We start from the raw sequence: 13,054 nt of genomic DNA, 5'->3' as shown, positions 1-13,054 counted from the left end.
AAAAGCCCACTATTTATAGTGGGCTTTCTTTTTTTATCATCAGGTAATGGTCCAATAGGTTTACGGCAATTGGAATCATGTCGTGCGGGTCTCTGAAAATATAGAATGGAATTCCTTTCTCATTGAGAATATCTTTGTATCGGTTGATTTCTGTAGCGTTTTTGGGTGGATATTTTTTGACTCCCCTTATAAATATTCCTTTGACCTGCTCTGGAAATTCAAGTGCAATTTTGTAATAAATGAGGGGGTCGTTTTGCCCGCTGTCTCCAACGAAAACAAAAGGTTTAAGTGGAGCACTATTGAGCAAAAAACGAATCCTGTCAAGCTTGTGTTGATTCTTTCGACTGTGATGAGATTGCTTTTTCCACAATAAGTGTTTCAATCTTTTGAATGGCTTTAGGTAGATAGGACCATCCGGAAACTCTCTATTGTTAAGAAACAGCTTTATAATCAGAAACAGATTCATCTCACTGTTTGATACATAAAAGAAATTACCTCCTCTTTTACTGAAAAGGTTATAAAAGTCACTCATGTGTTTCACCTCTTTCCTTTTGAGTGCATTATACCTGAGAACCGTGGAAAGGCGCTTGAAAAGATTGGTGGCAAAAGTCTGAAGAATGGTGTCGTCAATGTCAGAGATAACTCCAAAGCTGTCTTCCTTGATTGGGTAAACATCAGATTGACTTATTTCAGGTATATAAATTTTCTCTTCTCCATGTAACAGAGAATACTGAATGTCTTCAGACGTAAAATGGTGACCTACTTTTACCGGAAAGTTTAACTGAAAGTAGCCGTGGCTATCTGTAGTCACTTCACAGGATTGATTCAAATACTGAATACAGATCGGTGTGTTACTGACTTTGTGGATGGTGTAGAGTTTATATAACCTATTGATATTTCGCCAAATACCATCCTTCTTCTTTACTTCAAGGTGTTTGTTCTTCAGCCTTAATATTTGTCCTTCCAAACAAAGGCTATCTTTACATATCAATCCTGTTTGTGGTAATATGACGAGTTTTCTACTCAAACTTTTCTTTTTATTTAGTACAAAAAAACGCTTAAGGAGTTGTACTTTTAGAAGATACTTTGCAAGCATACAGTTGCTTGCCTAAAGCATAAAAAGTATTTACAGGTATTATGGTGCATATGGTATGCATATTATATGTCAATTATGCCTAATTATTTGCTGAACAACAAATTATTAAGAATCAAATAAATGAAGGTACTAGCAGTTATTAATCCTATCTCGGGTGATACCGATAAGTCTGATTTCATAACTATACTTTCATCCGAGATTGAAAAGCGCAACGGTGAGTTGTCCTTATACTATACTTCTGGTGAAAATGATGACCTGAAGCTACTGGAAGCAATCAACGAAAGTAAGCCTGACAGAATTTTGGCAGTAGGAGGGGATGGTACCATGCTGATGGTAGCCCGAAACCTGATTAACAGGTCTCAGAAAATGGCAATTATACCAATGGGTTCTGCCAATGGAATGGCTACTGAACTTGAGATACCAATAAACCTGAGGGATGCTATAGAAGTTGCTTTGGACTCTTCCAACACGCTTAAATTAGACCTTATTCTGATCAACGGAAGACATTATGGTATTCATATTGGAGACGTTGGGGTCAATGCCCAGATTGTGGAAGGCTTTGAAAAAGAAGGTTCAAGGGGAATGCTTTCCTATGCCAAACATTTCCTGAATGCTTTGCAAGAGGCTGAGATGATTAAGTTTGAAATTCTGGCAGATGGTAAAACCTATTTTAGGGAAGGCTATATGTTGGCATTTGCAAATGCACAAAAATATGGAACGGGAATTATTCTTAATCCAAAAGGTAAATTGACAGATGGGAGGTTTGAGATTTGTATTGTTAAAGACAAGTCATTTGAGTCAATCATTTCTGCTGGTTTGACCAAGCTTTCACCTTTCTTTGTCAATGAGGATTCAGTAGAGGTGATCAGTTGTAAGAGAGCAACCGTAAAAATGGAAAATAGCCAAACCCTTCAGGTAGATGGGGAAGTACTGGGCAAGTATACAGATATAGAAGCAGAGGCAGTCAGAAATGCAGTTTCTATTATTGTACCCCAAAAACGTATTTCTTTATTCTAAAAAAATAGCCTTGTGCAGTCAAATGACACACAAGGCTATCTTTATATTTTTTAAAACCGTATGGTTACGATCTTTTTCTCTTTTGAGCGATCTCCACTTTGATCTTACGACCTTGGTGTTGTGCACCGTGAAGTTTAGTCAGGACTTTACCTGCAACTTGCTTGTCAACGTCAAAGAAAGAGTATTCTCTTCTTAGGTCAATGCTACCAAGGCTGGCAGAGTTGATCCCTGTGTTATCACAGATGATTCTTACCAATGCACCCTTGTTAATCTTGTCCATTTCCCCAAGGTTCATAAAGAAACGCTCACTGTTGCCATTGAAGTTTCTTTTGCCTCTTCTTTCGCCACTACGAGCACCGTCTCTGCTATCTCTGCTGCCTTCTCTACCGCCTCTTCTGTCACGTCCGCCATCTCTGCTGCCGAAACGATCATTTCTGTCTCTACTACCACCTCTACGCTCTCTAGCATTGATGTCTTCAGCACCACGGTAATAGTCTAAGAAACGGTTGAACTCAACTGAAACAAATCTTTGAATCAGTTCTTCTTTTGATAGCTCTTGAAGCGACTCATAGATGCTAGGCAAGAACTTATCTACTTCATCCTCTTTTACTTCAACATTGTTGATTCTGTCAACAAGTGAGAAAAGTTGGTTTTGGCAGATATCATGTCCGCTAGGAACTTTTGTATAGTTGATCTCTTTCTTGATAAATCTAGAAAGATCCTTGATTCTGTTAACCTCTCTAGGAGTAACCAAAATAATGGAAACACCTGATTTACCTGCACGACCTGTTCTACCACTTCTGTGTGTGTAGCTTTCAAGGTCATCTGGCAAGTTGTAGTTGATTACGTGAGTAACGTCGTTTACGTCAATACCTCTGGCAGCAACGTCAGTCGCAACCAAAAGCTGAACGCTTCTTTCACGGAATTTACGCATTACGTAATCACGTTGCGCCTGCGAAAGGTCACCGTGTAGCGCTTCTGCATTGTAACCGTCTTTTGCAAGGCTTTCAGAAACCTCTTGAGTCTCTCTTCTTGTACGACAGAAAATAACGCCGAAAATCTCAGGGTAGAAGTCAATTACCCTTTTAAGTGCTGCATAACGGTTACGACCTTCTACCATGAAGTAGTTGTGGTCAATGTTAGTGGCACTTTGGTTACGATGTCCTACCGAAATCTCAAGAGGCTCGTTCATATACTTTTTGGCGATCTTTTCTACCTCTTTAGACATGGTAGCTGAGAACAACCAAATTTTTCTTTCTTCTGGAGCATATGAAAGAATCTCGTCGATGTCGTCATGGAATCCCATGTTGAACATCTCGTCAGCCTCATCAAGTACGGCATACTTGATAGTATCCAGCTTTACAACATTCTTTTTGATTAGGTCAATCAGACGACCAGGAGTAGCCACGATGATGTGAGCGCCTCTTCTGATATCCTTGATTTGCTTCTCAATGCTTGCACCACCATATACAGGTACTACATTGATTTTAGGAAGGTACTTACTAAAGTCCTGAAGACCATTTGAGATTTGCAGACAAAGCTCTCTTGTAGGACAAATTACGATTCCTTGAGTTGCTCTGTCAGCAGGATTGATCATTTGCAGCAATGGCAGTCCAAAAGCTGCTGTTTTACCTGTCCCCGTCTGGGCCAGTCCCACGATGTCATCTGCGTTGCCAGCTAAGATTTGAGTAATTGCTTGTTCCTGAATAGGTGTTGGAGTTTCAAAACCCAAATCTTCAATTGCACGAAGAATTTCTTCTTGCAGTCCTAAATTTTTAAAAACCATTCTTTACTTTTATTCTGTAATAAGATCTTAAGATTGCCTTGCCCTTGCATATTGAGCACAAAAGCAAAACTTAGCGCTATGCACAACGGACGTTGTACACGAGGTTTAATTTATGACTTGCTACGCGACCAGAAATGACAAACGCGACATCTATGAACAGCAAATCATGTTAAACAGCGGCTACAATTCAAAGGCGCAAAGGTACGAGAATTGTAGTAAATTCCATCTCCTTTTTGAAATTATTCTAAAATAGGAGCATACTTTTGTTTATTTCTATTTCCTGATCAGTTTGTACACCTCTAATTATGCCTAACTATCAAGAACTAAAAATCAAATTGATAATTGATTGTTTTTGTATTTCGGAAATACGGTGAAAGAACATTCACTTTAGGGTATTGGTTTAGTTTTACTTGATAAAGTACTGCTTTCAGACCGAATTTCTTATCTATTATCAATAAAAAATGGATCAGACCTTAGAACTGATCCATGATTTGAATTATTTTAGGCAAGGTTGCATTAATATGTTTAACTAGAGGTTAATAATTGTAAAATATTGAAATTTTCTTGTTGGCTAAGTACCAGAAGTATCCCATTCCTTCCTGATTTTTCCATTCTTGAAAAACCAATTTGCTAATCCGTAGCTATGACCTTTGCCTTTATATTCATGTTTCTTGACATAGTTACGCTTGTTGACTAGTTTGTTGAGGCTTCGAGTGATTTTGCCTTTCACTTTATCCTTAGTCCTTTCTTTTGGGTCATTTTCAATTTCTTTTGCAGCTTCCATTCCAAAGTCAAGCAATTCGTTACTGACCATCAACTTGTTACTTTCCCAAAGTGCTTGAATTACAAAAATGTCCCAATCGGAAAGCCTGTAACCCTGTTGGTTTTTTTCTCCAGCAGCTTCAACCACTTCTAGAGGTACTTGATATTCTTGTTCGAATTCTTTGGGTAGTACTTCATCAGAAGAAGGGGTTTCTTCCTTAATATCTGGCTGTATCACCTGTTTTGTAGATGCGGTAGCCATATTCTTATCAGTTTTCAATTGCTCACCAATAACCAATGGGTCTAGTGAATTACCTCCTTTTCTAAGCTCTCTCCGTTTAATTTGAAGGTCTGCTATTGCTTCCTCAACTCTTGCAATCTGAAACTGTAACTGTCTATGTTCGGACTGGTAGATATCCAACAATTTTTCAATTTCTTCTTCTGTCAGCTGACTTCCATACATGGCTGAATAGGTGTTTAGAGTTCTGAAATCAAAAGGTAGTGATGAGGGGTGAGATCAATAAAGTGGAAAATAGATTTGATAGTTACTGACTGTGGTATGAAGATAATGAAAATAGAAATGTAATTACAAAAAGGAGGTTGATTTTCAGTGAATTCCTTTTGAATTTACGAAAAAGGGGAGCTTTTAAGCTCCCCTTTTTAGGCTATAGAATCATGGTGAGATTACTGTGTTGAAAAACTCAAAGTACCTTTTTTAGTACTGGCTCTTTGATCAGGATTTTCCAACCGTCTTTTTCTACTTTGTATTTTATTTTTTCTGAAAAAAGAAGGTTGATTCCAATATTTGAACCAAGTCCAATTCCCATTCCAGCCAAGATAGAATTCGTAGTAGAGAGTTTGTCAGTTCTACTCCAATAGTTGCTAAGCAGCACATTCCCTATAGTGGCACTTAGTTTCAGAGCAGGTTTGAGCCACTGTCTTGATTTCCTGAATTTCCGGAAGCCAGTGATGTCCTTTACATTGAGATAGCGTTTGCCGCTAAAAGTATTCTTCTTGTGCTTTGGTGAATTAAGAATGACCATCTGCCCATCTATTTTGAGCACTTTTCCTGATACGGTTTCATCTTGTCCCAAATAGCCATCATAATTGAAGGCTACCAGATCTCCTTTTGAAATTTCAACTGTATCTTGTGTTAATGTGTGAACTAAAATTAGGTTTGATTGCGCACTTCCAGTCTGAATAGCAAATAGCACCCAAACTGAAAGAAAAAAGATAATTTTTTTCATTAAAATTTTTCAGCAGTTGATAGAATAGTAATATTGATTCGCAATTTTTGTAAAAATTAAAGCTGCAATATATTTTTTTACTTGAAATAATATCAATAAACGAGGATGAGAAATTTAATAAAACCATTCCTGGCTATTGGTTTAGCCTTGATGGCAACCAGCACCTTTGCTCAAAACAGTAAACCAAAACTTATAGTGGGTATCATGGTGGACCAGATGCGCTATGATTACCTTGAAAGATTCCGTTACAACTACGGAGATGGAGGCTTTAAAGAATTGACTGATAATGGCTTTGTATGTAGAAATGGTCACTATGACTATGCAGCAACTGCTACAGGACCTGGTCACATCTCGGTTTACTCAGGTACTTACCCTGCGCATCACGGAATCGTAGGTAATTCATTTTTTGACAGGTCACAGGACCATACAGTGTATTGTGTCTCTGATGACAATTACAATACTGTTGGAGCTGACAGTAAAGGAGGGAAGATGTCACCGCACCGTGTTCAGGTATCAACGCTGACTGATGAAATCAAACTTGCTTCAAATATGCGCTCAAAAGTGATTTCAATCTCTCTGAAAGACAGATCTTCAGTACTGCCGGCAGGTCATATTGCAGATGGCGCATTCTGGTTGGATGATGCTACAGGTAATTGGATCTCCAGTACATTCTACATGGATAAGCTTCCTGAGTGGGTTGAAAAGGCAAACAAGGAAAGAAAAGTTGACGAATATATGAAGTCAGTTTGGGAGCCTGCATTGCCATTGGAGAAGTATGAGGCATCTCTAAAAGACAATAACCCATACGAAGGGAAATTTAAAGGAGAAGAAGCACCTGTTTTTCCACATGACTTGGATAAGATCGATAAGAGTAACAGAGTAGCCAAGAGTGTAGGAAAAAGATACTCAATGATCAAGTCAACGCCATTTGGCAATACAATGGTGAAAGATATGGCCAAGAAGGCAATTGAGGCAGAAGGTTTGGGTAAAGATGATATTACAGACCTTTTGGCGATCAGTTTTTCTTCTACTGATTACGTTGGACACCAGTATGGACCAACAGCAATCGAAACTGAAGACACTTACATCAAGCTTGATCGTGACCTTGCGGACTTGATCAGTTACTTGGATAAAGAAGTAGGGGAAGGAAACTACCTGATTTTCTTATCAGCTGACCACGCTGGTGCCAATGTTCCTGCTTACATGGAATCACTGAAAGTACCAGCTGGATATTTTGACAGCAAAGCAGTGACTGAAAGACTGGATCAATACCTAGATCAGGAATATGGAGAGGCAGATTGGATCAAGTCTCATCACTCAGCAAAAGTGTATTTGAACAGAGAGGCGATCAAAGAGAAAAAGATTGACCTTGCTGAAATTCAGGAAAAAGTAGCTGACAAGCTAGTTGAGGAACCAGAGATCAAGGATGCTTTGACTGGTAAGCAACTGGAAAAATATGACTATTCAAGAGATTATAAAATGTTGATCCAGAATGCCTACAACAGACAGAACAGTCCTGATGTTTATGGCATCTTGCATTCCAACTATATGGATTATAGCCGAACTGGTACATCACACGGTACTCCTTATGCCTATGATACTCATGTTCCAATTCTGTTCTACGGTTGGAGAGTAAAAGCTGGAGAAACAGTGAAGCGCCAAACGATTACAGAAATAGCGCCAACAGTATCGGCATTTTTACATATCAATATGCCAAGTGGTTGTTATTCCAACCCAATTGAAGTTCCATTGAAATAATTCAAAAGACTTTCAATTTAGAAGCCCTCAGTCATACTGAGGGCTTTTTTGTTATATAGACGCTGGCGGAACCATATCCCCAACAATTTTAGCAGAAAGCAAGCATAAAGGGATTCCTCCACCAGGATGAACACTTCCTCCACAGAAATACAACCCCTTTATTTTTGAAGCGTAATTGGCATGTCTCAAAAATGCCGCAAACCTATTATTGGAGCTATTGCCATACAGTGCACCTTGAGAAGATGATGTACGGGCTTCAATACTTCGAGGATCCAGGATCGCTTCCGTTTCAATTAGACTCTCTATCTCTGAGCCTAGAATGTTGGAAAGCTTCTTTTTGATATTTTCTCTGGCAGTGCTAATGATTTTGTCCCAATCCTGATTTTCATTGTTTGGTACATTAATCATTACAAACCAGTTCTCGCACCCTTGAGGAGCATCTGCTTTCTCCATTTTTGATGTGATATTGATATAGACCGTTGGATCATCACAAACAAGTTTATGCTTGAATATGTGTTCAAACTCGGCTTTATAGTCTTTACTGAAAAAGATATTATGAACGTCCAGCTCTGGAAAGGTTTGTTTGATACCCCAATAAAAAATTAAGGCAGAACTTGATTTAGGTTGTGAAAGAAGTTTTTCAGGTGGCTTATTATCCGGTAGAAGTTTACGGTATGTCCCGACAATGTCCATATTGCTTACCACAATGTCAAAAGGGTATTGGTGACCATTGGCTTGTATACCTTTAATTTTACCATTGGATTGAATAATACGTTCCACTTCAGCATTTTTCAGAAATGTAACGCCTAGTTTTTCCGCAAGCTGTACAAGACTCGTTGTAATACTGTGCATTCCACCTTTTGGAAGATAAGCACCTAAGTTGAACTCTAGATGGGGAATAATATTGAGAGTAGCTGGAGCTTCGTAGGGGTTGGAGCCATTGTAAGTAGCATACCGGTTAAATAGCTGTATGGTACGGTCGTGTTTGAACTGGCTCTTGTTGGCATCATGCATAGAAGTGAATACGTTCAACTCAGGTAATCTGAACATGGACTTTACAGTATTCAGATTGAGATAGGTAGACAATTTATGCAATGATTTCTTCAGAAATACATCTTCTGTAATTTCATAGAGCTTGGCACTTTTAGCTAAATGATGAAGTACATCTTGTATGGATTCACCATTCTTCTCAGCAACTTCTTGGGCAAAACGCTCCTTTTCAGCATACGCTTTGATGTTTGTCCCATCCTCAAAGAAGTAATTTGTAATGACAGGAAGGCGGTTGTAGGAGAAGTATTCATCAGTAGGCTGACCAGCTAGTTTAAAAAGCGCTTCTACCTGCTCTGGCAGGGTAAACAGAGATGGTCCTGCATCAAATCGATACCCATCCTGTGTAAATGAAGTGAGTTTACCTCCCAAGTAATCGTTTTTCTCGAAAACAGTAACATCATAACCTTTTACAGCTAACCTTATTGCAGAAGCTATACCGGCAATGCCAGCACCAATCACCCCAGCCTTTCTCATATACTCATTGTTTTATTTCAGCTAAAAAATCTTTTACTGAAAACTACAAAAACATTTTCTTGTTCTGAAAAAGGTACATTAAAGTTTAGATGTAATAAATACTGGTCAATTCTTAAATGAAGATCATAAAATGGGAGTGAATCCTTGATTTATCGCATAATTATTCTTGTATTAAATGTTGTTATCAAAATAAACATTAACCATTGACAGTTAATGCTTCAAAGTTGTAGGGTAAACCCTCCTAATGGTTGTATACAGTATGTCGACCAAATAAATTGGATTTCAATAATACATAATATAAAAAAACTAACATGTATAACTTCACATTATTGATTGAGAAGAAAGAACATGCTTTGGAAGTGCTTAATGAAAGAAAGCATGAAATCATTGATACTATTCCACACTATGAAGTGATGTTTGAGGTTGAAAGTTTTCAAGAGTTGGAAGCAGTGTATTGGGATGTAACCAGAAAACTTAAAGCACTAGGAGTGCATTATGTGATCTCAGAAGACTTCAATCTTCCTGTATGATGAAGAATAGAACAGTTTATATGATAAAGCCAGTTGCCTAACACAGGTCATTGGCTTTTTTTATGCATTGTATTTTGTACGTGGGTTGTGTATATTAAAGTAATAAATCAACCACTATGACTATGATTTGGGCTAAAATATGCTGGTTGCTGCTATTTATTACATGTGGAGTATTTGGAGCATTTGCCCAGCAAACACAACTCTCGGAATTCACACTTAGAAACATTTATCCTTCACAGCTTTCAGGCGATGAATTGGTGCTGGAATATTACTGTCCTGATGATGCCGTCCTCAATTATGAGATCAAAGATGCAGAGACAGGTGCAGAAGTGTTGGGCGGTGTATTCAGTGTCTGTGGGGGAGATCATTTTCAGGTTTTCTCATTGGGACCTGGTTTACCTTCGGGGCAATACATTATAAGCTTAACAGATAATGAAAATGCTTCGATGGCATTATTTGATAAAGTTGCTACTAGAGGACAACCTTTAGAAGGTTATACTCCTGAAATTCAGTTGTCCAGCGAGAACTTCAGACCTGGTAGGGGAATTCAATTCCAAACGGAATTTCCTGAAGAGGTAAGTGGCTTCTTGTGGGACTTTGGGGATGGGAATATTTCCAGAGAGCAGAGTCCTACCCATACCTATCAGTATCCCGGAACATACAACGTAACACTTGTGTTGCTAGGAGAAGATCAAATATATACAGCATCAAAGGTTACTGAAATCACCCTTAAGTAACCGACACCTTTTTGATTAAAGGCATTACTTGCTTCTAACGACTAGCTATGACCCAAAAACCTACCAATTGTAAAATTGGGATTAAAACCCTTTTGTCTACTGCTATACTTTTATTGCTGCCTGTATTGATTTATGGACAGCAATATTCATTCAAGGGCAGGGTGTCTGATGCCGCAACTGGTGACCCAATTCCTTTTGTGAATGTGTATTTGGAAGGTACTACCAAAGGAGCAACAACTGACTTTGAAGGGTTCTTCAGTTTTTCTTCCACATTTCTCAAAGATTCACTTGTAGCATCATACGTTGGTTATGAGAGCAAATCTGTAGCCTTGGTCAAGGGTAAGAATGTATACAATATCAATTTCAGGCTGAAAAGTGGTGCTGTACGCTTGCAGGAAGTGGTAGTGACCCAAAAGGGATATGAAAACCCTGCATGGGAAATTCTCAGGAATGTGATCAGTAACAAAGCAGACCATAATTTGGAAAAACTGGATGCATATCAGTTTGAGAGTTATACCCGAAATGAGCTGAGTGTTGACAATATTACTGATCGCTTTAAGCAGAAAAAGATCGTGAGAGATATGATCAATGCAGTTGAGGACAAAGGAGTACAGGTAGGCGATGACGGTAAACCTGTATTGCCTGTATTTGTGTCAGAAACGCTTTCCAACGTGTTCTTTATCAATAATCCGAAAAGGAAGACAGAGTATGTATTGAAAACCAAAATATCAGGTATTGGGGTGGAAGATGGGTCAATAGTGTCCCAACTGACAGGTTCGACTTTTTTGGACTATAATTTTTATCAAAACTGGGTAACCATCTTGGCGAAAGATTTTATTTCTCCAATCGCAGATGGTTGGAGTGGGTTTTACGAATACGAGTTAGATCTAAGCAGAATGTATCCTATTGATGATATCAACTGTTACAAGATTAGCTTTACCCCAAAGAGAGATCAGGATTTGGCATTTAGGGGGACAATGTGGATCACAGATTCAACGGAGAACTATGCCCTCAAGCAAATAGATGTCACTATCGGTAAGGAAGCAAACCTCAACTTTATAGATCAGATTAAGATACAGCAGGAATTACTGAAAGTGGAAAATGCTTGGTTGCCCAAAAAAACTAGAATTCTACTGGACATAGGAAATGTCAATGATCAATGGGGAGGCGTGTTGGCAAAAAGTTATGTTTCAAACAAGGATTTTGTAATCAATAAGAGAAAGGACCCTGAATTCTATAGTGTTGAGGTAGAAGTGGCGGAGGATGCAAGACTTGCAGCTCCAGAAACGTATTGGGTTCAGGCAAGACACGATTCATTGTCAGATGAGGATAAGCTAGTGTATCAGGTAATTGATACTTTGAATAATCTGCCTCGTGTAAAGACATTGGTCGACGTAATGGACTTTTTGATCAATGGCTATGTCGATATTGGAACAGTAAACCTCGGGACCTATTCACAGCTATATGCTTATAACGATGTAGAAGAAAGCCGCATTCAGGTAGGTGCTACCACGGATACAGATTTTAGCAGAAAGTGGAAATTGGATGGCTTTCTGGCGTATGGGTTCGGAGATGAGAAACTGAAGTATAACTTTGGTCTTACTTATATCCTAAACAGAGACAGGTGGATGAGGGCAGGCTTTATGACCACCTTTGATATGCAACAGGTTGGTGTGTATGATGATAATAAAGAACAATCAACTCTTTTTCAGGCTGCGACTCGATGGGGGAATATTAATCTCCCTTTTTATAATACACTCAATAAAGTATGGTGGGGAACTGATATTGTCAGAGGATTATCTTTCCAGCTTGCCCTAAAAAACAGGTTTTTTGATCCACTATTCCCATTTGAATACAGCTATGAAAGCGATGGGAGCGATGTAAAGGACAACTTCACGACTACTGAACTTGTCAGTGAATTGGTTTATGCTCCAGGAAACCGCTACATCCAAACGGACTATAATACCCGCCTTGTCCTAACAAGGGATGACAGACCTCGCTTGACTTTCAGGTACACCTACGGCATTCCTAATCTATTGGGAGGTGACTTTGAGTATCATAAGGTTTATGCCAGTATAGAACAAACCTTTAGGTTGGGAGCACTGGGAAGGACAGACTATATTTTGGCTGGAGGGTATGTGAGGGAAATCTTACCATACCCATTGTTGGAAAATCACCTCGGTAACGAAATCTCTATATTCTATAATGATAATGCCTATAACCTGATGAGGTTTGGTGAATTTGTCAGTGATAAGTTTGCGTCTCTGAATGTTACACACAGGTTTGAAGGGATTATAATGAATAAGGTACCTCTATTCCGAAAACTCAAGTGGCGACTTTTGGCTTCAGGACGCATTTTGTATGGCTCTGCCAGAGATGCCAATAGAGAGATTATTTTAGTTGACCCTGCACCTGAACTATTAAACACACTGAATGACGGACCTTATGCAGAGGTCAGTTATGGAATTGAAAATATTCTAAGAGTAATTCGTGTAGACTTTATACACCGCCTTGCTTATACAGAGTCTAGAGGGCAAGATTTCGCCATTAAAGTATCCGCAGTATTAAGATTCTGACCTCCACACAATCCCTTGGCT

10 protein-coding genes are annotated in these 13,054 nt (G+C 38.8%); 5 read left to right on the top strand and 5 right to left on the bottom strand.

What is annotated here, in order from left to right; all coding sequences use genetic code 11:
* Window positions 1-13: 13 nt before the first annotated feature.
* Complete coding sequence (locus V6R21_RS16340; protein WP_334244703.1) at window positions 14-1,027, bottom strand: phosphatase domain-containing protein; 1,014 nt, start codon at window positions 1,025-1,027, stop codon at window positions 14-16.
* Between the two features lie 189 nt (window positions 1,028-1,216).
* On the opposite strand from V6R21_RS16340, the gene V6R21_RS16335 reads away from it, so the two are divergent.
* Window positions 1,217-2,113: a diacylglycerol/lipid kinase family protein gene (locus V6R21_RS16335; protein ID WP_334244702.1), complete on the top strand. Its 897-nt coding sequence runs from the start codon at window positions 1,217-1,219 to the stop codon at window positions 2,111-2,113.
* 64 nt (window positions 2,114-2,177) lie between these two features.
* Here the strand turns inward: V6R21_RS16335 and V6R21_RS16330 are convergent, their stop codons facing one another.
* From V6R21_RS16330 to V6R21_RS16320, 3 genes are all read right to left on the bottom strand, one after another.
* Complete coding sequence (locus V6R21_RS16330) at window positions 2,178-3,899, bottom strand: DEAD/DEAH box helicase (protein ID WP_334244701.1); 1,722 nt, start codon at window positions 3,897-3,899, stop codon at window positions 2,178-2,180.
* A gap of 571 nt (window positions 3,900-4,470) precedes the next feature.
* The gene (locus V6R21_RS16325; RefSeq protein WP_334244700.1) at window positions 4,471-5,124 is read right to left on the bottom strand and encodes a hypothetical protein; all 654 of its coding nucleotides are present in this window, start codon (window positions 5,122-5,124) and stop codon (window positions 4,471-4,473) included.
* Between the two features lie 238 nt (window positions 5,125-5,362).
* Window positions 5,363-5,908, bottom strand: a complete 546-nt coding sequence (locus V6R21_RS16320; RefSeq protein WP_334244699.1) for a hypothetical protein — start codon at window positions 5,906-5,908, stop codon at window positions 5,363-5,365.
* 105 nt (window positions 5,909-6,013) lie between these two features.
* On the opposite strand from V6R21_RS16320, the gene pafA reads away from it, so the two are divergent.
* Entirely contained in the window at window positions 6,014-7,666 is a 1,653-nt protein-coding gene (gene pafA / locus V6R21_RS16315; protein WP_334244698.1) for an alkaline phosphatase PafA, read from the top strand.
* 51 nt (window positions 7,667-7,717) lie between these two features.
* Here pafA and crtD read toward each other — a convergent pair whose 3' ends face one another.
* The gene (gene crtD / locus V6R21_RS16310; RefSeq protein ID WP_334244697.1) at window positions 7,718-9,190 is read right to left on the bottom strand and encodes a 1-hydroxycarotenoid 3,4-desaturase CrtD; all 1,473 of its coding nucleotides are present in this window, start codon (window positions 9,188-9,190) and stop codon (window positions 7,718-7,720) included.
* 311 nt (window positions 9,191-9,501) lie between these two features.
* Between crtD and V6R21_RS16305 the strand changes: the two genes are divergently transcribed.
* The 3 genes from V6R21_RS16305 to V6R21_RS16295 all read left to right on the top strand — a co-directional run bounded on the left by V6R21_RS16305 (window position 9,502) and on the right by V6R21_RS16295 (window position 13,033).
* Window positions 9,502-9,720: a hypothetical protein gene (locus tag V6R21_RS16305; protein ID WP_334244696.1), complete on the top strand. Its 219-nt coding sequence runs from the start codon at window positions 9,502-9,504 to the stop codon at window positions 9,718-9,720.
* A gap of 116 nt (window positions 9,721-9,836) precedes the next feature.
* Complete coding sequence (locus V6R21_RS16300; protein WP_334244695.1) at window positions 9,837-10,457, top strand: PKD domain-containing protein; 621 nt, start codon at window positions 9,837-9,839, stop codon at window positions 10,455-10,457.
* A gap of 92 nt (window positions 10,458-10,549) precedes the next feature.
* Window positions 10,550-13,033, top strand: a complete 2,484-nt coding sequence (locus tag V6R21_RS16295; protein ID WP_334244694.1) for a DUF5686 and carboxypeptidase-like regulatory domain-containing protein — start codon at window positions 10,550-10,552, stop codon at window positions 13,031-13,033.
* Window positions 13,034-13,054: the final 21 nt, after the last annotated feature.

Origin of the sequence: Limibacter armeniacum (assembly GCF_036880985.1) — a bacterium.
Lineage (GTDB): Bacteria > Bacteroidota > Bacteroidia > Cytophagales > Flammeovirgaceae > Limibacter > Limibacter armeniacum.
Note: the sequence above shows the minus strand (reverse complement) of the source record. Positions and strands in the feature narration are given on the sequence as shown.